Annotated in this window: 22 protein-coding genes; 12 read left to right on the forward strand and 10 right to left on the reverse strand. The window is 60.1% G+C overall.

The genetic code is table 11. From position 1 onward, the window contains the following. The first annotated feature begins 31 nt into the window (after positions 1–31). Complete coding sequence (locus ALO80_RS17505) at positions 32–769, forward strand: hypothetical protein (RefSeq protein ID WP_083493314.1); 738 nt, start codon at positions 32–34, stop codon at positions 767–769. A 10-nt stretch (positions 770–779) separates the two neighbouring features. Here ALO80_RS17505 and ALO80_RS17510 read toward each other — a convergent pair whose 3' ends face one another. Next, positions 780–1,253, reverse strand: a complete 474-nt coding sequence (locus ALO80_RS17510) for a GNAT family N-acetyltransferase (protein ID WP_055009915.1) — start codon at positions 1,251–1,253, stop codon at positions 780–782. An 82-nt stretch (positions 1,254–1,335) separates the two neighbouring features. Beyond that, positions 1,336–1,905, reverse strand: coding sequence for a GNAT family N-acetyltransferase (locus ALO80_RS17515; RefSeq protein ID WP_055009916.1), 570 nt, complete (start codon positions 1,903–1,905; stop codon positions 1,336–1,338). Positions 1,906–2,065: 160 nt separating this feature from the next. Between ALO80_RS17515 and ALO80_RS17520 the strand changes: the two genes are divergently transcribed. Further along, positions 2,066–2,560 carry a hypothetical protein gene (locus tag ALO80_RS17520; protein WP_055009925.1) on the forward strand — a complete coding sequence of 165 codons (495 nt, stop codon included), beginning with the start codon at positions 2,066–2,068 and terminating at the stop codon, positions 2,558–2,560. Between the two features lie 148 nt (positions 2,561–2,708). Here ALO80_RS17520 and ALO80_RS17525 read toward each other — a convergent pair whose 3' ends face one another. The 4 genes from ALO80_RS17525 to ALO80_RS17540 form a co-directional block, all read right to left on the reverse strand. Further along, positions 2,709–3,983: an OprD family porin gene (locus tag ALO80_RS17525; protein ID WP_055009917.1), complete on the reverse strand. Its 1,275-nt coding sequence runs from the start codon at positions 3,981–3,983 to the stop codon at positions 2,709–2,711. A 676-nt stretch (positions 3,984–4,659) separates the two neighbouring features. Further along, positions 4,660–5,766: an agmatine deiminase gene (aguA, locus tag ALO80_RS17530; protein WP_055009926.1), complete on the reverse strand. Its 1,107-nt coding sequence runs from the start codon at positions 5,764–5,766 to the stop codon at positions 4,660–4,662. Between the two features lie 5 nt (positions 5,767–5,771). Then, complete coding sequence (aguB, locus tag ALO80_RS17535) at positions 5,772–6,650, reverse strand: N-carbamoylputrescine amidase (RefSeq protein WP_054985195.1); 879 nt, start codon at positions 6,648–6,650, stop codon at positions 5,772–5,774. 257 nt (positions 6,651–6,907) lie between these two features. After that, positions 6,908–9,817 (reverse strand): aminotransferase, encoded by a 2,910-nt coding sequence (locus tag ALO80_RS17540; protein WP_055009918.1) that lies wholly within the window; start codon positions 9,815–9,817, stop codon positions 6,908–6,910. A 240-nt stretch (positions 9,818–10,057) separates the two neighbouring features. Here ALO80_RS17540 and rfbB point away from each other — a divergent pair, with 240 nt between their 5' ends. The 5 genes from rfbB (at position 10,058) to ALO80_RS17565 (ending at position 15,588) form a co-directional block, all read left to right on the forward strand. Continuing rightward, positions 10,058–11,140 carry a dTDP-glucose 4,6-dehydratase gene (rfbB, locus tag ALO80_RS17545; RefSeq protein WP_055009927.1) on the forward strand — a complete coding sequence of 361 codons (1,083 nt, stop codon included), beginning with the start codon at positions 10,058–10,060 and terminating at the stop codon, positions 11,138–11,140. A gap of 80 nt (positions 11,141–11,220) precedes the next feature. Then, a complete protein-coding gene (gene rfbC / locus ALO80_RS17550; RefSeq protein WP_054985197.1) occupies positions 11,221–11,766 on the forward strand; it encodes a dTDP-4-dehydrorhamnose 3,5-epimerase in 546 nt (181 codons plus the stop codon). Between the two features lie 168 nt (positions 11,767–11,934). Continuing rightward, entirely contained in the window at positions 11,935–13,746 is a 1,812-nt protein-coding gene (locus ALO80_RS17555; RefSeq protein WP_371904914.1) for a sensor histidine kinase, read from the forward strand. Then, positions 13,743–15,128 carry a sigma-54-dependent transcriptional regulator gene (locus tag ALO80_RS17560; RefSeq protein WP_054985199.1) on the forward strand — a complete coding sequence of 462 codons (1,386 nt, stop codon included), beginning with the start codon at positions 13,743–13,745 and terminating at the stop codon, positions 15,126–15,128. The genes ALO80_RS17555 and ALO80_RS17560 overlap by 4 nt, the downstream gene beginning before the upstream one ends. Beyond that, positions 15,115–15,588 carry a YiiD C-terminal domain-containing protein gene (locus tag ALO80_RS17565; RefSeq protein ID WP_055009920.1) on the forward strand — a complete coding sequence of 158 codons (474 nt, stop codon included), beginning with the start codon at positions 15,115–15,117 and terminating at the stop codon, positions 15,586–15,588. Before ALO80_RS17560 ends, ALO80_RS17565 begins: the two co-directional genes overlap by 14 nt. A 347-nt stretch (positions 15,589–15,935) precedes the next feature. On the opposite strand, the gene cysQ is transcribed toward ALO80_RS17565, so the two are convergent. Then, the gene (gene cysQ, locus ALO80_RS17570; RefSeq protein WP_054985201.1) at positions 15,936–16,778 is read right to left on the reverse strand and encodes a 3'(2'),5'-bisphosphate nucleotidase CysQ; all 843 of its coding nucleotides are present in this window, start codon (positions 16,776–16,778) and stop codon (positions 15,936–15,938) included. After that, complete coding sequence (gene nudE, locus ALO80_RS17575; protein ID WP_005734101.1) at positions 16,775–17,341, reverse strand: ADP compounds hydrolase NudE; 567 nt, start codon at positions 17,339–17,341, stop codon at positions 16,775–16,777. Before nudE ends, cysQ begins: the two co-directional genes overlap by 4 nt. 96 nt (positions 17,342–17,437) lie before the next feature. Here nudE and yrfG point away from each other — a divergent pair, with 96 nt between their 5' ends. After that, positions 17,438–18,100: a GMP/IMP nucleotidase gene (yrfG, locus tag ALO80_RS17580; protein WP_054985240.1), complete on the forward strand. Its 663-nt coding sequence runs from the start codon at positions 17,438–17,440 to the stop codon at positions 18,098–18,100. Positions 18,101–18,141: 41 nt separating this feature from the next. On the opposite strand, the gene lysM is transcribed toward yrfG, so the two are convergent. Continuing rightward, a complete protein-coding gene (gene lysM, locus ALO80_RS17585) occupies positions 18,142–18,582 on the reverse strand; it encodes a peptidoglycan-binding protein LysM (RefSeq protein WP_055009921.1) in 441 nt (146 codons plus the stop codon). Positions 18,583–18,733: 151 nt separating this feature from the next. On the opposite strand from lysM, the gene ALO80_RS17590 reads away from it, so the two are divergent. From ALO80_RS17590 to ALO80_RS17605, 4 genes are all read left to right on the forward strand, one after another. Continuing rightward, a complete protein-coding gene (locus tag ALO80_RS17590; protein ID WP_055009922.1) occupies positions 18,734–19,615 on the forward strand; it encodes a LysR family transcriptional regulator in 882 nt (293 codons plus the stop codon). A gap of 103 nt (positions 19,616–19,718) precedes the next feature. Then, entirely contained in the window at positions 19,719–20,555 is an 837-nt protein-coding gene (fdhD, locus tag ALO80_RS17595) for a formate dehydrogenase accessory sulfurtransferase FdhD (protein WP_055009923.1), read from the forward strand. Then, entirely contained in the window at positions 20,552–22,888 is a 2,337-nt protein-coding gene (locus ALO80_RS17600; protein WP_055004910.1) for an FdhF/YdeP family oxidoreductase, read from the forward strand. Before fdhD ends, ALO80_RS17600 begins: the two co-directional genes overlap by 4 nt. Before the next feature lie 211 nt (positions 22,889–23,099). Beyond that, on the forward strand, positions 23,100–23,561 hold the full coding sequence (locus ALO80_RS17605; RefSeq protein WP_055009924.1) for a glycine zipper domain-containing protein: 462 nt from the start codon (positions 23,100–23,102) through the stop codon (positions 23,559–23,561). 60 nt (positions 23,562–23,621) lie between these two features. Here the strand turns inward: ALO80_RS17605 and ALO80_RS17610 are convergent. Then, on the reverse strand, positions 23,622–24,468 hold an 847-nt coding region (locus tag ALO80_RS17610), incomplete at its 5' end, for a RecQ family zinc-binding domain-containing protein (protein ID WP_174518961.1).

Genomic DNA, 24,468 nt, shown 5'->3' on the forward strand with positions numbered 1-24,468 from the left:
TCCTTACACCCCGCAATCATGGATCGATGAAATGGTTATCTCACTCACCCCCGGCAACAATACGTCTCCGCACATCACGCTGCCCAATTCCGGCATAACGCTCACGCCACAACCGCTCACGGACGCGCAGAAAGAAGCGCTGAAGAACGCGGCTGCCAATACGCCCGCCGTTGTTTATCACCCGAGTACCGAAGTGCCTGCGAGCACCGAGCCGATGGAAGCAGTCGATACCTGGATCGGCCGTTCGCAGTCGCCTGACTTCCCGCAGAAGGCGGCGCAGCACGGTAATTCGACGGAGGCGCTGAAGAGTTCGTATGAGGCGTTCAAGTCGACGCTGGCATCGGTTTATCCGGATCTGGCCAGCAAGAAGTTTGGCTTCACGATCGAGGCAAACGGCAATCTGAAGGCAACCAACAGTTCCGGTGAGTTGAGCGAGGCGGACACCCAGCAGTTGAACACGCTGCTGAATGCGTCCAGTGGGCTGAAAGCAGCAGCGACGACCTATCGGGAGACGGCTATCGACATGGTCGATGCCGATTCTCCCTGGAGCGGCAGTTATCTGGGGCGCTACAACCTGACCAAGGAAAACTTTGCCAGCTCGCTGGACCTGGGCGCGTTGTTTATTCCCAAGACGTCAACGCCGTCGAAAGAGCAGGTAGACGGCATGTTCTTCAACCAGTTGGCCTACAAGGGTGAGTTGCACACCCAGGAAACGGAGGCAGCCATGCTCGCGGCACGTGCGGCGGAGAAGGCTACTTCTGCGGGTTGATCCCAACCCGTCAGCACATCGGCAGACGTTGCGGGCGGAGGTAGTAGTTGTCGAATTCGCCGCTCTCAACGAGCTGAAATCCGTGGCGAACGTAGAAGCGATTGGAATCGCTTTCTTTCAGGGCACCCACCCGTACTGCCGATGCAGTTGCGTCCGCTTGTGCGAAGACCTGCCGAAGCACGGCAGAACCAATGCCCTGCCCTTGAACAGCCGGCTTGATATACAGGTGATCCAGCAACAGGCCGTCGCTGGTCGGTTTGACGACCACGAAGCCGACCTTGCTGCCGGCGACCTGGATGTAATGTGTGCATGACGCAGAAAACCCTTCACGAAAACGCTCTCGGGCGCGGACCGGATCGAACCGGCCAACGCGCTCGAGGCTTTCGCGCATGGCTTCGATACGTATGGCCACCAAGGTTTCGAAGTCTTCGGGCTGGACGGTTACCAGGGTGATGTCGGGCTCGGTGTTGCGGGTCAACGGCATTCGGGTCGCTCTCTGTTTATCGAGCAATATCACTTGCGATGGTGGTTATGGGCAACAGGTTAATGCCGAGGCGGCCTCTACGTCAGACGTTCGAAGCGCCTGCTTGCAGCGCTCGCGCCAACCACTCCTCCCGCGTCATTTCCCAAATTTCCACCTCAAACCGTCCGCCAACAAACTCCCCGTCCTGCGTGCTCACTTTGCGCATGCCCTCGCTGATCGAGATGCGCCGCGAGGCTTCGTTGGAGGCGGCTTTGGGCACTTGCATCAGGGGCATGCCCAGCACCTCGAACCACTGTCGATTGACCACACGACAGGCCTCTTTCATGTAACCGTTGCCTTGCCAGTCCGGGTGCAGCCAGAAACCGCGGTTGTTACCGGGATGGGTCATGAGGGTGATGCTGCCGATGATCTCGTGAGGTGCACTCTGCAGGCGCATCATCCAGTGCCACTCGCTGCCATTTGCCATGGCGGGCAGCGCGACATCCTGAATGTAACGTAGCGCACCGTCCGGTGGATAAGGCCAAGGGACGCGGTTATTCAGGTAGCGCACAATGTCCCATAGCGGGAAGCGCTGCTGAACCGCCGGCGCATCCTCGAACTGAAGCGGCGTCAGCAGCAGACGCTCGGTGTGCAGCGTGGGGGTGGTAGTCATGACGATGTGCCCTTCCCTGGAACAGTGCTCACAGGATGAACGGTCCCGTATGCCGGGGATTTAAGTCGAACTGCTTGATGTAGACAGGAGTCTATCCAGCATCTTTTACACATCGGTAACGCCAGTGCCCAGAATCATTACGGATCAGACACCTCAGAATGTGGTGGATGAGCAGCAGGTCAAGCTATTTGGCTCGCCCAAGGAACGGCTGGATTTCTATCGGCGCGAAATCCATTACGAAACCACCAACCTGTCCAATCGCACCAACGCCTATTTGTCGGCGCAGTCATTTCTGGTGATCGCCTACGCATCGTCAATGGCGAACATGAACACCTCCTGGGGCGTGATGTTCACGCTGGTGGTGCCGCCGATGCTGGCATTGCTGGGGCTGCTCAGTACGCTGTTCGCCTGGCCGGGTATCCGGGCAGCATGCGACATCATTCAGCACTGGCATCACAAGCAGTCTCAGTTGCTGCTCAGCGAGCCTGTTATCGGCCTGACCTATGATGACTCGCCATTGTTCAGCGATTGGGAGTCCAGCGAAACAGGGCCGAAAAAGTCTTTGCTGTTCTCCAAGCGCAGCCCTTGGCTGTTCAGCTTTTTCTGGATATTCCTCGGCAGTTTTGCGGTGTTTGTGCAGTTGATTGCGGATTGAGTCAGGTGCAGCCTTGCCATGTCTTTGAGGTGACTCACAGGCTTGCGATGGCGCATGTGATGCAGAGTGTCAGGAAATGCGTGCCCACGCTTGAGCGTGGGCACGATCAGGATAGAGACGGCTTTTTTGTCAGACCGCGTCCCTCAGATCAGAAAACGTTGATCGGGTAGTCGACGAAGATACGCGTTTCATTGCCTTCGCTGTTGTACGCCAATGCATCGTCCGAGACGCGCAGGAACGAATTGCGCAGGCGGATCGAGAGGTCTTTGGCCGGTCCGCTCTGGACCACGTAAGTCAACTGGCTGAAGATCTCGCGTTCGGTGCCATCGCCGCTGCCAGCGGTGCCGTCGTCGATGTTGTCACCGCGTACGTAGGCTGCCTTGTAACTCAGACCGGGCAGGATCAGGCCGGACAGGTCGACGCCGTAAGCAGCCTGCCATGAACGTTCGTCCTTGCCGTTGAAGTCGGACCAGTAGGAGTTGGCGAGGTAGATGGTGTTGCCGCCATCACCGTAGCCGCCATCGTTGCGATAGCCACCGTAGGCGTAGCCCATGTCACCGGTACTGCGCTGGTGCGCCAGCGTGAACGAGTGGATGCCCACGGCCCAGGTCGCGGCCAGGCTCCAGATCTTGTTGTCACGCGCATCGCTGGTGGTGAAGTCCTTGTCCAGCGTGGTCTTGTAGCCGTTGAAGTCGAACGTCAGTGACTGGTCTTTCGGCAGGGCGAAGACGTAGTTCAGGTTCAGGTACTGCTTCTTCAGTACGTCTTCATTGTCGGAGGCGTAGAACGCGGCACTGAATTCATCGGTGAACTTGTAGCTGGCACCGTAGACGTTGATGCTTTTCAGGTCTCCACTGTCACGCCCCTCGGCGCTCTTGCGCGCTTGCTGGGTGAAACGCCCGGCAACCACTTCAAGCCCGTCGATCTCTTTGGAGGTGATCAGAGTGCCGGTATAGCTTTCCGGCAACAGGCGGGAGTTGTCGTAACTGAGCACTGGCAACTGGGGCATCTGGTCACCGTACTTGATGACGGTGTTGGAGATACGCGCCTTCACCGCCGCGCCAGCGCGGGACAGGTCATCGGCGGCAGCACCGCTGTCACCCTGTTTGAAGAAGTCGATGCCGCCATTGCCGCTGCGACCCTTGCCGCCATCCAGACGAATGCCGTACAGCGCAAACGCGTCGACGCCGACACCCACGGTGCCCTGAGTGAAACCGGACGCGAAGTTACCCATGAAGGCCTGGCCCCATTCGGACTTGTCTTCACGGTCGTTCTTGTAGTCGCGGTTGATGTAGGCGTTACGCAGGTTGACGGTCAGCCTGCTGTCTTCGACGAAACCCTTTGCATCTGCCTGTCCCTCGGCCATGGCCTGACTGGCACTGATGATGCCCAAAGCGAGCATGCCCATACGTTTGTTAAGCATCTTGTCTTCCTTTATCTGCAAATTTGACACGCGCTGCAGCGACAGCCAATGGCTATCGGGGCCTCCAGCCTCTGAACAAGCAGTGTAGAGGGGGACGCGAATTCATCGCAGTGGACTGCCGATGCACGACGTAAAGGGTTGGGCCGCAGGCGGTGGGACGCGAATCCTAGTCCCGACGCATGGAGGTGTCAAACACGCAGATGGCCGGCCCAGAGCGGCGCAGCCAGAGTAATGCAGGTCAGTCAGCGCGCTCGGTCAGTACGCGGAGCAACGCTTCGAACTCGGCATCGTTGAACAGACCTGCCGGGTAACGCTGTAACAACATTGCGCGAACATCCGGTCTGGATTTCACGGGCCTGGTCGTCCTTAACCAATCCGCCACTAACTGGCGGGCCTCGTTACTGAGTGAAGCAGAAAAACCACGAGCATGCTGCTGGTTCATACCTGCGTTCATAACGAAAACCTCTTGATTTCATGAGGGGCTAAATCTACTCACGCCATGTGACAGTCAAGCTAAGAAAACGAACGTTTACCAACCTGCTTCAGAGGAAGCGCTTCGCGCATCTGTTACAGGATGTTACTCGACAGGTAAAAACAAAAAGCCCATCGGGTGATGGGCTTGATACAGCAAGAAAGGGACCACTCGGCCCCGTCGGATGTTACTAGTTATTTCGGACTAGGCTTTACAAGGGGCAGGTTGCTGCTGCGTGAGACAGTGAATATTGCCGCCACCCAGCAGCAATTCACGGCCAGGTGCCATCACCACCTCGTGCTCTGGAAACAGCTTTTGCAGGATCTCACGGGCCTTTTCGTCCATCGGATCGTCGAAACTCGGCGCGATGATGCCGCCGTTGACGATCAGGAAATTCACGTACGACCCGGCCAGACGCACCGAAGGGTTGCGTTCCTGACTGCCGTGCACCTGATCGACGCCTGCGCATTCTTCTTCTGTGGCGAACAATGGGCCTGGAATCGGCATTTTATGAACGATGAATGCGCGCCCTTTGGCATCCAGGGTGTTTTCCAAAATACCCAGCGCAGCATGGCAGCGTGCATAGTTGGGGTCTTCGGGATCATCGGTCCAGGCCAGTAACACTTCGCCCGGACGGATGTAGCAGCAGAAGTTATCCACATGCCCGTCGGTTTCGTCGTTGAACAGACCATCCGGCAGCCAGACCACTTTATCCACAGCCAGGTAATCACCCAGGATCGTTTCGATCTGTTCGCGGGTCAGGTGCGGGTTGCGGTTGCGATTGAGCAGGCACTCTTCGGTCGTGATCAGTGTGCCTTCGCCATCGACATGGATCGAGCCGCCTTCCAGGACAAAGCCTTCGGTGACGTAACGTGGGCAGCGCTCGATTTCCAGTACTTTGCTGCCCAGCTGAGCGTCCAGGTTCCACGGCGCGTACAACCCGCCATCGAAGCCACCCCAGGCATTGAACTCCCAGTTCACGCCGCGCACTTCACCACGGTCATTGATGACGAACGTCGGACCGCTGTCGCGTACCCAGGCGTCGTTGCTGCTCATTTCAACAACCCGGATGTTCGGCATGTCCAGCCGCGCACGTGCGTTGTCATACTGCGCGGCGGACACAGCCACCGTAACCGGCTCAAAGCGAGCGATGGCCTTGGCGATTGCGACGTGTGCAGCCTGAGCAGGCTTGCCACCCAGGCGCCAGTTGTCCGGACGCTCGGGCCAGACCATCCAGATCTGGGTCTGCGGTGCCCATTCGGCCGGCATGTGGAAACCGTCGGCGCGTGGCGTGCTATTGAGCGTGGTCATGGCCATCAGGACTCCAGCGAACCGTCGAGGGTCTTGACCGCACCGTACAGGTTCGGACGGCGATCACGGAACGTGCCCCAGGCGCTACGGATGTGCTCCAGCTCGTCCAGGTCGAAGCTGTGGACCAGTACGCCTTCTTCGGTTTCGTTGAGTTCGGCGACTTTTTCGCCAAACTGGTTGGCGATGAACGACGACCCGTAGAAGGTGATGTCGTAGCCGTCCTGCTCTTCGTTGCCGATGCGGTTGCTGGCGATCAGCGGCATCAGGTTCGCGCCGGCATGGCCTTGTTGCACACGCTGCCAGTGGTCACGGGAACTGATGGTCTTGTCGTGTGGCTCACTGCCGATGGCGGTCGGGTAGAACAGGATTTCCGCACCCTGCAATGCCATGCTGCGCGCGCACTCCGGGAACCACTGGTCCCAGCAGATACCGACGCCGATTTTCGCGTAGCGGGTCTGCCACACCTTGAAGCCGGTATCGCCCGGATTGAAGTAATACTTTTCGTGGTAGCCAGGGCCGTCCGGGATGTGGCTCTTGCGGTAGATGCCCAGATTGGTGCCGTCTGCATCGATGATCGCAATGGTGTTGAAGCGCGCACGCCCCGCCAGTTCGAAGAAGCTGATCGGCAGCACGACCTGCAGCTCTTTGGCGATCTTCTGGAAGTGCTTGATTGCCACGTTGGATTCGATCGTGGTCGCCAACTGCAGATAGTCCGGGTTCGGCTTCTGGCAGAAGTACGGGGTTTCAAACAGCTCCTGAATCAGGATGATCTGTGCGCCCTTGGCGGCAGCTTCACGCACCAGCTTTTCAGCGGTCTCGATGTTGGCTTCCAGATCCCAGGAGCAGGCCATCTGGGTTGCAGCGACGGAAACGATACGGCTCATGAAAATATCTCCAGGGGCGGTTGCAAAAGGACTTATCACCATAGCAGACAGGCGATGACGATTATGAACGCCTTTATAGCGGATATAAATCGGCACTAAAAGCTTAAAATGTGCATTGACCGTATTATTTTGTGAATTTTACCGATATTAATCCGCCTAATGTTCATGACGGCGCTCATTTCTCCGAGATGGGTGCCAGGCACCACCTATCGTGCCCATGCTTGCGTGGGTATGCCGTTCTGGACGCTCTGCGTCCTCTATTCCAGTTCGCGCAAAACCTTCGATACGTTATCGACGAAAAAGTCCACGCTTTGGCGGGTGGTGCACATCGGGGGTTTGATTTTCAGGATGTTCAGGTAATCGCCAGTCGGCTGCATGAAAATGCCCAGTTCGCGCAAGCGCTCGCAAAGCTGTGCGGTTTCTTCTGTGGCGGGTTCCAGAGTCTGACGGTCGCGGACCAGTTCCACGCCCAGGTAGAAGCCCATGCCATGCACCGCGCCCACCAACGGATGTTTATCGGCCAGCGCCTGCAGACGCGCTTTGAAGTGATCGCCCACACGCCGGGCATTGTCCCAGAGCTTTTCTTCCTCCATGACGTCCAGCACGGCCATGCCGATCCGGCAACTGACCGGGCTGCCGCCTGACGACGAGAAGAAATAGCCCTCGGCTTCCAGCGCCTCGGCAATCTCACGCCGGGTAATGACCGCGCCCAGCGGATGGCCGTTGCCCATGCCCTTGGCCATGCTGATGATGTCCGGCACCACGCCCTGCTCCTCGAAGCCCCAGAAGTAATGCCCCAGCCGGCCATAGCCCACTTGCACTTCATCGGCAATGCACACGCCACCGGCCGCGCGGACCTTTTGATACACCTGTTGCAGATAACCCGACGGCAAGGAAATACCGCCCGCGTTGCCATACACCGGCTCGCAGATAAAGCCCGCCACTTGTCGCTGCTGTTCAGCCAGCATTGCCAGCACCTGATCGACACTGCGCACATACTCCGGCGCGCTGTCAGCCCCACGAAACGGCCCGCGATAGGTGTTGGGCGCGGTGACTGGATGCACCCAGTCCGGACGTGTGCTGAGTGCCTGCGGGTTGTCGGCGATGGAGGTTGAAATGGCGTCGGTCGCCACCGACCAGCCGTGATACGCCTCCAGCACACTGAGCATGTCGCGCCCACCGCTGTAGGCCCAGGCCAGCCTGATCGCGAGGTCGTTGGCCTCGGTGCCGCTGTTGACCAGAAACACGCGGTCCATGCCCTCGGGAGCCAGCTTGAGCAGACGCTCGGAGAACTCGGCAATCGCCGCGTAATGAAAGCGCGAGTTGGTGTTGAGCAGCGACCACTGGCGAGCCGCTTCGTGGGCCATGCGCGGGTGACCATGGCCGAGCACAGCGACGTTGTTCAGCATGTCCAGGTAGGAGCGGCCCTGCATGTCGATCAGATGATTGCGCCAGCCGCGCTCGATCTGCGGCGGGGCCTGGTAGTAGTGCTTTTGCGAGCGGGCAAAGCTGGCATCGCGGCGCGCCAATAACTGCGCGGAATCTTCAAGCGCCGGTGCATCACAATCGAAACCCAGCAGGCCCGATGGCGATGGGCACACTGTGCGCCAGGCTGCTGCCCAGGCAGGCGTGGCAAACAGCGGCGGGTTGAGGTCTGCTGTGCACAATTGCAGCAGCAACGAGCCGCCACACTGCCCGATCATCTGGCCCGCCAGCACTCCGTCCTGCAACGCAGGCTCGGGCAGCACGCCCCACAGTTTCAAACTGATGCCGTCCCCGGCCAACAGCACCGCCGCATCAGCCGTCAGCCGCAGGATGCCGTTGAACGGTGCATGCAGCGGCGTTTCGGCGGGCACATGCAACTCAACATGCAGAGCGAAGGTTTCAGGCTGTTGAGCGCTGTCGGGCAAGGTGCGCGACAGGCGGTACTCACCGAAACGACTGGCCGCCAGGCCCTTGTCCCCGGCGGCTTGCGAAAGCAGATATTCATCAATACCGCTTTGCTCCCAGTTGCCTGCCACGAAGTGTTCGCTGAGCACACCCAGATCCACCACTGCCGGTGCGAGCTCTGCCAGGCCAGGCAGCAAGGGCGAAAAGGCAGGTTGCTCGACAGGCGGCACATCCACGCCCACCGACTGCAGAATTGCGGCTTCCATCAGGCTCATCGGCACTGAGGTGGCGACGTCGAAGATGTTCCACTCCCCGGCGAGGTTAGCCTGGATATACGCGTTGTCAGGCTCGACGCTGGCCTGTTGTTCGCTGCTCAGCACAAGCACCGCAGACCGCGCGACGATCAACGGCCAGAGCGCCTGCAATTCCTCGGTTTTCAGTGGATTGAGGGCGTGATAGGCACCAATCGCCGGCAGGATGTACAGCGGGTCACCCTCGGCATGGTGCAACAGCGCTGCGCAGGTTACCGACAGGTCTGCCACTCGCCACGTACTGACCAGATCGCCGAAATCAATCAGCCCCTGCATTTGCCAGTGCTGCCCGGCATCGCGCAGCCAGACGACGTTGTGCTCGGTGATATCCAGGTGCACCGCCTGTATCGGCAATGCAGCAATCAATGGCAACAAACGGCGATGGGCCTGCTCACCGGCTTCGATCACACAGGCGCGGGCGTCGGCGTCCTCGATCACCGGCAGCAGATGCTTGATCAACGCATGGGCGTGGCGCGGGTCCCATTGCAGAATGCGCTCCAGGCCAGGGTGTTCGAAATCGGCCAGCGCTTTGTCCACATGAGCGCAGAGTTCACCCAGCCCGATCACCACGTCACGGCTCAAATAACCGGCATGCCCCAGTGACTGCCCGTCGATGAATTCCAGCAGGCGAACATGCACCGCCTGCCCGTCGATCTCGATAGATAACAATTGCTCGGTGTCATTGGCACCGATCACGCCGGGCACCCTGACCGCACTGTAGCGATTGAGGTGGTGCAGCGCTGCGTGCTGAGCATTCAGCTCGGCGGCCGAATAAGCGCCGTGGCAGATTTTCAGCACATAGCGTCGCGTGTCTGTTTCAAGCAGAAAATTGCGATCCTGCTGGCTGCCCAGCGCTTTCAGCGTACCGCTCAGCCCGTAATGCTGTGCGAGCAATTGCAGCGCCTGGTCCAGACTTACCTCGGGGCAAGGCAGACTGGAGCGGCGAATGAGCGTGGCGAGCGGCATGGATTACCTCGATCTTGTTGTCAGGCCCCGGCTTGGCGAGCAAGGCGGCGCAGGCGGTCGCGCAACTATAAGGGGATTGCACGGGTATTGCGCTGCACCGCCAACGCGCACGAGCACCTCAGGTCGGAAAAACAACTGCGGTTTTATTCCATTTCCTGCTCGGGTTTAATGGTCTGATCCCGTCAGACGCGCTCAAGCGCTATGCTGCATTACTTCAAAAACACACAAGAAGGTCAGTTCATGCGAATACTCGTTACCGGGGGCGCAGGTTTCATCGGATCGGCATTGATCCGCCACCTGATCAACAACACCGAACACGAAGTGCTGAACTTCGACAAGTTGACCTACGCGGGCAACCTTGAATCGTTGCAATCGATTGCCACCGACACGCGCTATGAGTTCGTCCAGGCCGATATCTGTGATCAGGCCAGCGTCAGCGCAGTATTGGAAAGGTTCGCGCCGCAGGCGATCATGCACCTGGCGGCTGAATCCCACGTCGACCGCTCCATTGATGGCCCGGCCGAGTTCATCCAGACCAACATCGTTGGCACCTACAGCCTGCTGGAAGCCACTCGCGCCTACTGGCTTAAACTGCCCGACGCTCACCGTCAGGCGTTCCGCTTTCACCACATTTCCACCGATGAGGTGTATGGCGACCTGCACGGCGTCGATGATCTGTTCACCGAAACCACGCCTTACGCGCCCAGCTCGCCCTATTCCGCGAGCAAGGCCGCGTCCGATCATCTGGTTCGCGCCTGGCATCGCACCTATGGCCTGCCGGTGGTGGTGACCAACTGCTCCAACAATTACGGACCGTTCCACTTCCCCGAAAAGCTGATCCCGCTGGTGATTCTCAACGCCCTGGCGGGCAAGCCCCTGCCGGTGTACGGCAATGGCCTGCAGGTGCGCGACTGGCTGTACGTCGAAGATCACGCTCGGGCACTTCTCAAGGTGGTCACGGAAGGTGAAGTCGGCGAGACCTACAACATCGGTGGTCATAACGAGCAGAAAAACATCGACGTCGTCCGCAGTATCTGTGCGCTGCTCGATGAACTGGCCCCACAGCACCCGGCAGGCCTCGCGCATTACAGCGACCTGATCACCTACGTGGTCGACCGCCCGGGCCACGATCAGCGTTATGCCATCGATGCCGGCAAGATCGACCACGATCTGGGCTGGACGCCCGAAGAGACTTTCGAGTCCGGGCTGCGCAAGACGGTGCAGTGGTATCTGGATAATCTGGACTGGTGCCGCAGGGTTCAGGATGGCAGTTATCAGGGCCAACGCCTGGGCTTCACCGACCCGAAGGACCTGATTGCCTGATTGCCATGCTTTTCGACCGTCACGTGTGCGTGCAGACTGTCGAACCGCCACCATTTACTGAAGATTGCAGGGGAAGCCACGTGAACGTAGTCGCAACAAAATTGCCGGAAGTCCTGATTCTGGAGCCCAAGGTATTCGGTGATGATCGAGGCTTTTTCTATGAGAGCTTCAACGCCAGGGCTTTTCAGGAAGCCACCGGCCTGACACGGCAGTTCGTGCAGGATAACCACTCGCGCTCGCAACAAGGCGTACTGCGCGGCCTGCATTATCAGATCGAGAATGTTCAGGGCAAACTGGTGCGTGTCACTGTCGGCAAGGTGCTCGACGTGGCCGTGGACATCCGCCGCAGCTCGCCGAACTTCGGTCAGTGGGTCGGCGTGGAGCTGTCCGCTGAAAACGCCCGCCAACTGTGGGTTCCGGAAGGCTTTGCGCATGGCTTCGTGGTACTGAGCGAGCATGCCGAGTTCCTGTACAAGACCACTGATTACTACACGCCATCAGCCGAGCGTTGCATCGCCTGGGACGACCCGGAGCTGGCCATCGACTGGCAATTCGCCGGCAACCCCAGCCTGTCGGCCAAGGATCAGCAAGGCAAAAGCCTGAAAGAAGCCGATCTGTTTCCTTGAACCCTTGACCACAGGCCCCGGTGCAATGTCCGGGTGCCTGACGGGTCGGCGGCGGGCATAATACGCGCCTGATGCCCACGTCAGGATCGACCGGGTGTTTCTGTTGCCTGTACCGGCCCTGGCGTCGGCAGGCATCGCCAACCCTTCGGCGACGGCCAATCGATGACCATGACCTCTGCTGCTCTGCCGCCCCGTCCACGCTGGCGCAGCCTTGCCCTTCTAGCGCTCTGCCTGGCCCCGTTGCTGTGGCCGCTCGAACACCTGGCCGAACGTTATTACCGCAGCGTACTGGCAAACCAGAACCGTCAAACCCTGGACCTGTACGTTGCCAACCTGCTCGGCACCCTGCACCGTTATGAAACCCTGCCGCAGATCCTCGGTGACCTGCCTGCCTTGCGCGGTGCACTGGCGGCACCGGGCGACACAACCACCCTGAAAAACGCCAATCGCCTGCTCAGCGAGATAACGCGCCAGACCGGTGCCGACGTCATGTACCTGATGGACGCCAACGGCCTGACCCTGGCCGCTTCGAATTCGGATCAGAAAGACAGCTTCATTGGCCGCAATTTCTCCTTCCGGCCTTATTTCATCGATGCGCTGGCGGGCAGAACCGGGCGTTTCTTCGGCCTCGGCACCACGTCGGCCAAGCGCGGTTACTTTTTTGCCGGTCCGGTTCGCGATGGTGACCGGGTGATTGGCGTGCTGGTGGTCAAGGTCGATCTGGACCACACCGAAACCCTATGGGGCAAGACGCCCGAGCAACTGCTGCTGACTGACCAGAACGGCGTGGTGATCCTCACGTCCAACCCCGAATGGCGCTTTCGGGCAACACGCGATCTGACGGATGACGAGAAACAGGCCATTGTCGCGATTCAATCCTACCCGACCCGCGATCCGCGTCCCTTGAGAATTGATGAGCACGCCTGGCTGACCCAGACCCAGGCCATCGAAGAAACTGGCTGGAACGTGAACATCCTCGCGCCCCGCGCCCTCGTCGACCGTCAGGTACGTACGGTGGTGGCGATTGGCGGCGCGGCGCTTCTGGTGCTGATGCTGTTGCTCGGCCTGATGATGCAGCGCCGCCGCCATTACCTGGACCGCATCGCGTTCGAGGCCAAGGCGCGTCGCGAGCTGGAGATGCGCGTTATCGAGCGCACCAGCGATCTGGAAGGGCTCAACAGCCGCCTGCGCCAGGAAGTGCTGGAGCGCGAACAGGCGCAGCAGGAGCTGGTTCAGGCCCAGGACGAATTGGTCCAGACCAGCAAACTGACAGCACTGGGGACGATGTCGGCGAGTATCAGCCATGAACTGAATCAGCCTCTGGCGGCCATCCGCAGTTACGCCGAAAACGCCGAAGTGCTGCTTGATCATCAGCGCACCGAAGACGCGCGCGGCAATCTCAAGCTGATCAGCGAACTGACCGGGCGCATGGCGTCGATCATTGCTCACCTGCGCGCCTTTGCCCGCCGCGACCGGCACGCGCCTGAAAGCGTGGCGCTGCAGCCGGCGCTGGACGATGCGCTGGCGTTGCTCGCCAAGCGACGTCGCGCCATGGAAGTCGAGCTGATTCGCGACTTGCCGGACGCAACGCTGTGGGTGCAGGCCGGTGAAACCCGGCTGCGTCAGGTGCTCGGCAATCTGATCGCCAACGCACTGGACGCGCTGACCGAAAAAGGCCCGCCGCGCAGGCTGTGGATAAGTGCCGAGCAGACCGCCGAGGGCGTCAACCTGTACATTCGTGACAACGGCCCCGGCTTTTCTCAGGAAGCACTGGCGCGGGCCCGCGAGCCATTTTTCACGACCAAGACCCGCACCCAGGGGCTTGGCCTGGGTCTGGCGATCTGCGATACGCTGATGCGCGCACTGGGCGGCGAGTTGCTGTTCGCCAACCACCCGAGCGGCGGCGCAGTGCTCACCCTGCGCCTGCGTGCCGGTGCTTCCGGGGCCAATCTTCAACCGCCAGAGGACCTTTCCGCATGAGTTCGGACATAGCCATCGACAGCCAGATTCAGGTGGTGCTGATCGACGACGACTCGCACTTGCGTCAAGCACTGCGCCAGACGCTGGATCTGGCGGGCCTGAACGTTCTGTCGCTGTCCGAAGCCACAGGGCTGGCCGAGCGCATCGGCCGCGACTGGCCGGGCGTGGTGGTCAGCGATATCCGCATGCAGGGCATGGACGGCCTGGAACTGCTTGACCAGCTTCACGCACAGGACCCTGATCTGCCGGTGTTGCTGATCACCGGTCACGGCGATGTGCCATTGGCGGTCAAGGCCATGCGCGCCGGTGCCTACGACTTTCTGGAAAAACCCTTCGCCAGCGATGCCATGCTCGACAGCGTGCGCCGCGCCCTGGCGCTGCGCCGTCTGGTACTGGATAACCGCAGCCTGCGTCTGGCCTTGAGTGATCGCCAGCAATTGAGCACGCGCCTGATCGGTCAGTCAGCGCCGATCCTGCGTCTGCGCGAGCAGATCGGGGCATTGGCCGGGACTCGTGCCGACGTGCTGATCCTTGGCGAAACCGGCGCGGGCAAAGAGGTGGTCGCCCGCGCCCTGCACGACCTGTCCAACCGCCGCAGCGGCCCGTTTGTGGCGATCAACGCCGGGGCACTGGCTGAATCGGTGGTCGAAAGCGAGTTGTTCGGTCATGAGCCGGGGGCCTTTACCGGCGCGCAAAAACGCCGCATCGGCAAATTCGAATTTGCCAATGGCGGTACGCTGTTCCTTGATGAAATCGAAAGCATGAGCCTGGATGTGCAGGTCAAACTGCTACGCCTGCTACAGGAACGCGTGGTCGAGCGGATGGGCAGCAATCAGCAGATCCCGCTGGACATCCGCATCATTGCGGCGACCAAGGAGGATTTGCGTCAGGCCGCCGATCAGGGCCGGTTCCGGGCGGACCTGTATTACCGGCTGAACGTCGCCTCGCTGCGCATTCCGCCGTTGCGCGAACGGGGTGAGGACGCGCTGATGCTGTTCGAACACTACGCCGATGCCGCGAGCATGCGCCACGGCATCCCCAAGCATGAACTCAAACCGGGTCAGCGGGCGCTGCTGCTGCGTCATAACTGGCCGGGCAACGTCCGTGAACTGCAAAACGCCGCCGAACGCTTTGCACTGGGCCTGGAACTGGAGCTGGAAGGCGCTGATGCAGAGCAGGCCCCACCGCCCGGCGGAGGGCTGAGCGATCAGGTGGAAAGCTTCGAACGGGCGTTGATCGCCGCCGAGCTGGCTCGCCCGCACAGCTCGGTTCGCAGCCTCGCGGAGGCGCTGGGAGTGCCGCGCAAGACCCTGCATGACAAGCTGCGCAAGCACGGCCTGACATTTGGCGACAGCAGTGGAGCGTCCGATGACAACGATTGAACCTGGACATGATCCAGCCAGCGGGCTGGAACAGGTACTGCACCACGACATTCCGCTGACCCGCGAAATGGGCATGCGTGTGATTGACTGGCACAACCAGGCATTACGCCTTCATCTGCCACTGGCACCCAACGTCAATCACAAGAGCACGCTGTTTGGCGGCAGCCTGTACTGCGGGGCCGTGCTGGCGGGCTGGGGCTGGCTGCACCTGCGGCTGCGCGAAGTCGGGGTCAACGATGGGCATATCGTGATTCAGGACGGCCAGATCAGTTATCCACTGCCCGTACGCACCGATGCCATCGCACGGTGCGATGCGCCAAAGCCGGCGCAGTGGGACAAATTCATCACCACTTACCAACGCCGGGGCCGCGCCCGCCTGACGCTGCACACCTACATTACCGCGCAGGACAGCGAAGATCAGGCCGTGAAGTTTGTCGGGCAGTTTGTGTTGCACAGATGAAACTTGTGCGCAGTGGATTCACTGGTCTCAGCGTTGTAAGTAGGCCTGTGTGCGAACCGGGCGACGCTTCGCTTGTTCGCGAAGACGTCGTTTCAAGCACTGGATCTGCTAAGGATGCACCGGCCCTTTCGCGAACAATGCGGACGCGGCCCCGGCCGCTCCTATGCCCGCTGGGCAGAAGCCTTGTAGCCGATCTCAGGACTACGCCACAGATCTCCACGCTTTTGTAGGAGCGAACCTGTTCGCGAAGGCGCTATTCCTGACGCAGGAAATGTATCGACTACACCGCCCTCTTCGCGAACAAGTTCGCTCCTACGCCCGCCGGGCAGAAGCCTTGAAGCCCGCCTTCAGGACTGCGCCAGCACCAGCAGTTTGTCGCGCCATTCGGCGTTGGCTGGAAGGGCCAGAAAGAACGGGTTGAGCAGCGATTCGCGTGCCGGGTAGCTGAACGGTTTACCGTCGAGTTGCAGCACTTCTCCACCTGCGCCCTCAAGCACACCTTGTGCCGCAGCGGTGTCCCATTGCGAGGTCGGGGCCAGTCTCGGATAGCAATCGGCAGCGCCTTCGGCCAGCAGGCAGAATTTCAACGAACTGCCGATGTTGGTCAGTTGCAAATGCCCTAGCCCGTTCGACAGCCCAGCCAGCAGATGCTCCTGTTCGGGGCTGGAATGACGGCGGCTGGCGACCACAGTAAACGTCTGCCCCTCACCCGGCTGATTGCGCACTGCAATCGGCTGGATGTGGTCAATGTCGTCGCTGCGCCAGGCGCCCAGACCGGCACCACCGAAGTAACAGCGGTTATTGGTCGGCATCGACACAACGCCAAACACCACACGACCGCGCTCGATCAGCGCCACATTGACGGTGAACTCCTCGCTGCCGGAGATGAACTCCTTGGTGCCGTCCAGCGGATCGACCAGCCACCAGCGCTCCCAGCTTGCACGCTCGCTGAGGGGGATGTCGGCATCCTCTTCGGAGAGCACGTGGATCTCCGGGTCAAGCGCCTGCAGGCCCTCGACCAACACCTGATGGGCTGCCAGATCGGCGGCCGTCACGGGCGAGTCGTCGGTCTTGGTGGTGACGGTGACATTGGCGCGCCAGAAAGGCAGGATCACTTCCCCCGCCAGTCGTGCCAGTTCAATCACCGGAGCGAGCAGTGGATGTGGCAGGTTTTGTAACGAATCGGTCATGGCTGGAACAATCCACGCTGGGTCAGCAGGTCACGGGTGAGGTACAGCGCCGCCAGCGCCCTGCCTTCGCTGAACTGGGCATTCTGTGCAAGGCTGGACAGCTCCCGCAGGTTGATCCGGTCGACCCGAATCGGCTCGGGCTCATCGCCCTCCAGCCGCTCTTCATAGAGATCGGTGGCCAGAACCACCTGAATTTTCTGGCTCATGTAGCCGGGGGACAGCGACAGCTCGGTCAGCAGCTCCAGTTGCCGGGCACCGAAACCGGCTTCCTCCTTGAGTTCACGATTGGCAGCCGCCAGTACGTCTTCGCCCGGCTCGATCAGGCCCTTGGGCAAGGACAGCTCGTAGGCATCGGTACCACCGCAGTATTCTTCGATCAGCACCGCGTGGTCGGCATCGAGCATGGCCACGATCATCACCGCACCGGGGCCGGTCCCCCTGCTGGCCAGACGCTCGTAGGTCCGCTCGACGCCATTGGCAAAGCGCAATTGCAGCTCTTCAACGCGGAACAGACGACTGCTGGCGACGATTGCACGGGCAAGTACGGTAGGTTTCTGACGCATGACAGGCTCCTTTACATGAACGAGGTACTATACCGAGCTTTTCCCGATGTCTGTGTCGGATATGCTTACCCGCTACCAACCCCTGACGAGGCCAGAATGCTTTCCATGCCCTGGAGCGAAATCGATACCGTCCTGCTGGATATGGACGGCACGTTGCTCGACCTGCATTACGACGAACACTTCTGGATGCAGCACCTGCCGCAGCGCTACGCAGAACTGCATGGCATCAGTTTCGCCATGGCCTGGCTGGAATTGAAACCGCTGTTCGAAAACAACGCGGGCACGCTCAACTGGTACTGCCTGGATTTCTGGAGTGCCGAGCTTAAACTGTCGGTTCGCGACCTGAAACGCGAAATTGCGCACATGATTGCGCTGCGCCCTGACGCCGAAACCTTTCTCGCCGCCATCAAGAAGGCCGGCAAGCGGGTGATCATGATCACCAATGCGCACCGGGATTCGTTGTCGCTGAAGATGGAGCGAATCGAGCTGGCGCCTTATTTCGAGCGTCTGATCAGCTCTCACGATTACGGCTTCCCCAAGGAAAGCCAGCATTTCTGGGACGCCTTGAAGGCCGAAACCGCGTTTGATCCGGCACGCAGTCTGTTTATCGACGACACCTTGCCGATCCTGCGCAGCGCCCGCCACTTTGGTGTAGCCCATTTGCTGGCTGTCAGCCAGCCCAATAGCCAGAAAGGCCCGAAAGACACCGAAGAGTTTGCCGCAGTGGACGACTACCGGGAGCTTATCAAGACGTTGTGAGGCTGACAGGTGCCCACTCGCAAGTGAGCACCTGCTTCAGATCACCTGGGGATACGAAGCTTCTGACCCGGATAAATCCTGTTTACGTCCTTGAGCATCGGTTTGTTGGCTTCAAAGATTTTCTGGTACTGATTGGCATCGCCGTACACACGCTTGGAAATGGCGCTGAGCGTGTCGCCCGACTGCACCTCGACATATTCGGATTCAGCAGTCTCGCCGCCCGCAACCGTCATTCGGTCATCGACTTTATCCACGCCATGAATATTGCCCAGCGTCACGACAATCTTTTCCTTTTCCTCCTGATTGGCGACCTGGCCTTCGACGATGACAGTGCTGCCGATGACTTCGATATGAACATTGGGATTGCCCAGGCCCACCTCGGAAATATGCTTTTTCAATACGTCTTCTGCGCTGGCATGGTTTGACGTCAGTGCGTCCAGAATTTTCTCGCCTGCGTCTTTCAGGAAACTGATAAGGCTCATGTTCTGGATCTCCGTACGTAGGTTTTCAGGGGTATTGGTAAAAGTGTAGCCCTTGTAAACCGCGGGCTGCAGGCTTCCGACCAACGTGGCTCGACCAGGGCTCGGCCTGAAAGCGTAGAATCGGCTGCCTGGACTGCCCATCGGAGTGAATATGGACATCAAGCAACTTAAGTTTCTGATCGCCCTCGATGAAACGAGGCACTTCGGCCAAGCGGCTGCGCGTTGCAACATCACCCAGCCCACCCTGTCGATGCGTCTTCGCAATCTCGAAGAAGAGCTTGGTTTGCCTCTGGTCAATCGTGGCCAGCGTTTCGAGGGTTTTACTGCACCAGGTGAGCGCGTATTGGCCTGGGCGCGCACCGTGCTGGCAGCGTACGACGGCCTGCAGGCTGAAGCGGCAGCCTGCCGCGGCCATCTGGTCGGTACACTGCGTCTGGGTGTGGTGCCGCTGTCGAGCTTCGATCCGCTGCCATTGCTGCACCGCCTGCACCAGATGCACCCCAACCTGCGCTTTGAGTTGTCGTCACTCAGCTCCGAGCAAGTGCTTGAACAACTGGCGAGCAATCGTATCGATCTGGGCGTTTCATACCTGGAAAGGCTGGACAATGAGCGCTTCGACTCGCTGACCCTGGACGACACGCGCATGGGCCTGCTGTATGACCGTCGGCATTTCACATTCGGTGATGACCCCTTGAGCTGGGCCGACCTGATCGAACTGCCGCTGGGCACGCTGACCAGCGGCATGCATTTTCGCCAGTCCATCGATCACAACTTCCACAGCCGCGGTCTTCACCCTAATCCGTTGATACAGACCGATGCCGTTCATCAGTTGCTGCAAGCCGTGCATGGTGGTTTCTGCTGCGCGATCATGCCACTGGACGGAGGCCTGGAGACGCTTACCGAACATTTGCGCCTGCATCCGATCGCCGACGCCCGCACGCTGGCCCGGCTGGGACTGATCATGCGCCGCAGTGCACCACGCTCGGCACTGGCCGAAGCCTGTTTTGCGCTGGTAGCAGAAATACCTCGTTGACGTACTGATCGACGTCATCTATCGGCACATCAGCATTTGCGATTAGACGATACCCGGGAAGACGCCTAATCTTGTAGATGTCAATCTGCCGGTATTTCAGCCCATGCACGTCACGCGCAAGGTCAGCTCGGCGCCCTCTCCTGCGCCGGTCCCCGAAGCAAGCCAGTTTTACAGCTACTCGAACCTCGAGGGGCAGGACTCTGCGCGCAATGCGCTGGCCGAAGAAGTGGCACTGGCCATTGCCTACAATGGCATCAGCCAGGCGGTCATGCTGGTCAGCCCGAGCGATCTCGAAGACTTTATCGTCGGCTTCAGCCTGGGCAGCGGCATCATCGCCTCGCGTGATGAAATCTATGACTTCAAGCTCAGCGGTTGCGGCTCGGCCATGCAGGCTGAGGTCGAGATTGCCAGCCGCGCGTTCTGGGAACTCAAGCAGCAGCGTCGGCAACTGGCGGGCACCAGTGGCTGCGGGCTGTGTGGCGTTGAAGCAGTCGAACAGGCATTACCCGACCTGAATGTATTGCCGGGTGCGCCGTTGCCGCCGATCGAATGGCTGGAGGGTCTGCGCCAGCGCATCGGTGAGTTCCAGCCACTTGGCCGCCATTGTGGCGCTGTACATGCTGCCGTCTTCATGGACAGCCAAGGCCAGCTAATACTGGGTCGCGAAGACATCGGCCGTCACAACGCGCTGGACAAGCTGATCGGCGCGCTGATCCGTCAGGACATTCCCATGGCCGGCGGCGTTGCCATCGTAACCAGCCGCTGCAGCCTGGAACTGATTCAAAAAGTATTGCGCGCCGGCATCCAGACTCTGGTCAGCCTGTCTTCGCCCACCGGCCTGGCCCTGCAATGGGCCCGCCGTCACAACCTCAATTTAATTCACCTGCCGCAGCACAGTGCGCCGCGGGTCTATAGCCCTGCGATGGAGATTCAAGCGTGAGCACTCATCATCAAGCCGACAAGACACCTACCCCCCGCTACAAGCCATACAAAGGTGCGGCAGGCGGCTGGGGCGCACTGATCAGCGTGACCCAGGCCTGGCTGGGCAGCGACAACGCGCTGAAAAACCTGCGCATGATGCTCAAGACCAACCAGAACGGCGGCTTCGACTGCCCAGGCTGCGCGTGGGGCGATTCGCCGGAAAGCGGCATGGTCAAGTTCTGCGAGAACGGTGCCAAGGCCGTCAACTGGGAAGCCACCAAACGTCGTGTCGACCCGGCCTTCTTTGCTCGCTATAGCGTCAGCGCACTGTTGGAGCAGAGCGACTACTGGCTTGAATATCAGGGCCGCCTGACCGAGCCAATGACCTATGACGCGGAAACCGATCGTTACAAGCCGATCAGTTGGGACAACGCGTTTGCACTCATCGCCAAACACCTGAAAAACCTGCCCAGCCCGAACATGGCCGAGTTCTATACCTCCGGCCGCGCCAGCAACGAAGCTGCGTACCTGTATCAGCTGTTCGTGCGCGCCTACGGCACCAACAACTTCCCGGACTGTTCGAACATGTGCCACGAGGCCAGTGGCGTAGCGCTGTCGCAAAGCGTCGGCGTGGGCAAAGGCACCGTGACGTTCGAGGATTTCGAACACGCTGATGCTATCTTCGTCCTTGGTCAGAACCCCGGCACCAACCACCCGCGCATGCTGGAACCTCTGCGTGAAGCAGTACAGCGCGGCGCGCAGGTGGTGTGCGTCAACCCGCTCAAAGAGCGCGGCCTGGAGCGTTTCCAGCATCCTCAGCACCCGGTCGAAATGCTCACCAACGGGGATCGCCCGACCAACACGGCGTACTTCCGCCCTGCGCTGGGCGGCGATATGGCGCTGTTGCGCGGCATGGCCAAGTTTCTGCTGCAATGGGAGCGCGAGGCGCAGCTCAACAATGCGCCTTCCGTGTTCGATCATGCATTTCTCAATGAACACACCGAAGGCGTGCTTGAGTACCTGGCCGCCATCGATGACACGTCCTGGGACGAGATCGTCGAGCAGTCCGGCCTGGCGCTGGCCGACATCGAACAGTCGGCACGCATGTACGCCAAGGGCAAGAACGTCATCATGTGCTGGGCGATGGGCATCACCCAGCACCGGCACTCGGTCGCAACCATTCAGGAAATCGCCAACCTGATGCTGCTGCGCGGCAACATTGGTCGCCCTGGCGCCGGTCTGTGCCCGGTGCGCGGTCACAGTAACGTGCAGGGCGACCGCACCATGGGCATCAATGAGCGCCCACCGGTATTCCTGCTCGATGCACTGGAAAAACGCTTCCAGTTCAAAGTGCCTCGCGACAATGGCCACAACGTGGTCGAAGCCATTCACGCCATGGCCGAGGGTCGCGCCAAGGTGTTCATCGCGCTGGGCGGTAACTTCGCCCAGGCGACACCGGACAGCCACCGCACTGCCGAAGCCCTCAGCAACTGCGACCTGACCGTGCAGATCAGCACCAAACTCAACCGCAGCCACCTGTTCCACGGTAAGGATGCGTTGATCCTGCCATGCTTTGGCCGTACCGACATCGACATCCAGGCCAATGGCCCGCAAGCGGTCACCGTGGAAGATTCGTTCAGCATGGTGCACGCCTCCAACGGCCAGTTGCAGCCTTCCTCCAGGCAGATGCGTTCAGAGCCAGCCATCATCGCGGGCATTGCCAACGCAACGCTGGGCAAGAACCCGGTGGACTGGTTGTGGCTGGTGGAAGACTACGACCGGATTCGTGACCTGATCGCCGACACCATCCCAGGCTTCAAGGACTTCAACGAGCGCGTCAAGAACCCGGGCGGTTTCTACCTGGGCAATGCCGCCGGTGCGCGCCGCTGGAACACCGCTTCGACACGCGCCAACTTCAAGTCCAACGCGCTGCCGCTGAGCCTGATTCATGAGGACATCAGTTCCACGGGGCAGATTCCCGACCTGATCATGCAGTCGATGCGTTCGCACGATCAGTACAACACCACCATTTATGGCCTGGATGATCGTTATCGCGGCGTAAAAGGTCAGCGTGACGTGCTGTTCGTCAACGAGGCCGACATCATCCGTCTGGGCTTCCAGCCGGGTCAAAAGGCCGACCTGATTTCGATCTGGAGCGACAAGCGCGAGCGCCGTGTCAAAGGCTTCACCTTGCTGCCGTTCGACATTCCGGCCGGTCAGGCTGCGGCCTATTACCCAGAGGTCAACCCGCTGGTGCCGCTGGAAAGCGTTGGTGACGGCAGCAGCACCCCGACGTCGAAGTTCGTGGCCATTCGTCTCGAGCGTTCGGCAGAGTCGGCCCGCATCCTCTGACGCTTCCCTGAAAGACGCCCACAAAAAAGGCCCGTTTCGCTTGAAACGGGCCTTTCGCAAGTAACCTCAGACTGTTTTTTTCAACTTAAGTTCCTCAGCTAAAACAATAACTTAGCAAGTTGTGTTGCAGTCGTGTTACTCGTCGGAATTGCATTGCTACATTCTTCACTTGACACCAAGATCGCGCCGTCATCCCTATGAGATTCCATACATGAAGTATTCCTCGATACTGTTGTTGTCTCTTGCCTTGATCAGCGGTGCAGCCTCTGCAGGCAGCCTTGAAGCAGGTGCAGGCGGAGCATTGGGTGGGGTACTCGGTTCGGTCGTCGGTCAACAGCTCGGCGGCAGCACAGGTTCAGCGATTGGCGCAGGTGTTGGTGGCGCTGCCGGTGGCGCGGTCGCTGCAGACCGTCGCAACCGAACAGAAGCAGCTATCGGCGGCGGTCTGGGCGCAGCAGGCGGTAACGTGCTGGGTCGTAGTGTCGGCGGCAGTACCGGCAGCCTGATCGGCTCGGCGGTAGGTGGCGGCGGCGGTGCCGCGCTTGGTAACTATATGGGCAACGAAACCCGTAGCGACGATCGCCGCTACCGTGGCGGCCGGGACGATCGTCGTGACTACCGTGGTCATGGCCACCGCCCGAAACACCACGGCCATCGCCGTCATCGTGACTAATACGACTGCTGGCTGATGCATCAAAACCGGCCGCCCTTGAGCGGCCGGTTTTCATTTCGTCTACCGCACTGTCTGCACCCACGTCCTGACCTGCGCGTACGGATAATCTTCCAGCACGGCAAATCCTCTGGTGGCGCGGGCCTTGAGCCTGGTGAACAACGGCACGCTGATGCCGCACAGGAAGCGCGTCAGGCAGTCGGCACCAGGCGGCTGGCCGGTGTAGTCCCGGTGCTTATGGATAAATTCGCCGCACAGCTGCTGAAAGTCCCGGCTTTCCAGTGGCTCCAGTGCGGGCGGCTCAGGAAGATGGGCAACCTCACCGTGACAGACTGAGCAGTGACCGCATTGCTCGGGCGCGTTGTAATCGCCGAAGTAGCTCGCCAGCCGATGAGTCAGGCACTGGTCGCTGGAAAATACCTCCAGCATGGCGTGAATGCGGGCAACTTCGGTGGCTTCGTGATGGGCGAAGTAATCGTACAATTCGAGACTCAGCGCCTGCGGGTCAAAGTCGCTGCGTAGCACGCTGTAGACCTCGGTCATCTGTTTGCTTTCGAGCTCGATCCAGCCCTTTTCCTGAAAATAATCCAGCGCCTTGACCACCCGCCCGCGCTCGGCACCGTATTGCTGGTACATCGCGTCGAAGTTGACCGTAGCCCAGGTCCGCGCCCGGCTGGACGTGTCAATCAACGCCTGAACGAATGCACGCCGCTCGCCCTCGAAACGCGCCATCAGATCCTGCGGCTGAAGCAGAAACTTGAAGCGGTACTCGGCAAAGTACGCGTAACGCGGCGCAATGATCCCGCGCAGCTCCAGTTGCACCAGCAAGGTCTTCAACGGCAATTGACGGATATTGCTGAGATCGGCCAGCGGCCCCAGCAAAAACTCCCACTGCCCGTCATGACGGGCA

Source organism: Pseudomonas caricapapayae (genome assembly GCF_001400735.1).
Classification (GTDB): domain Bacteria; phylum Pseudomonadota; class Gammaproteobacteria; order Pseudomonadales; family Pseudomonadaceae; genus Aquipseudomonas; species Aquipseudomonas caricapapayae.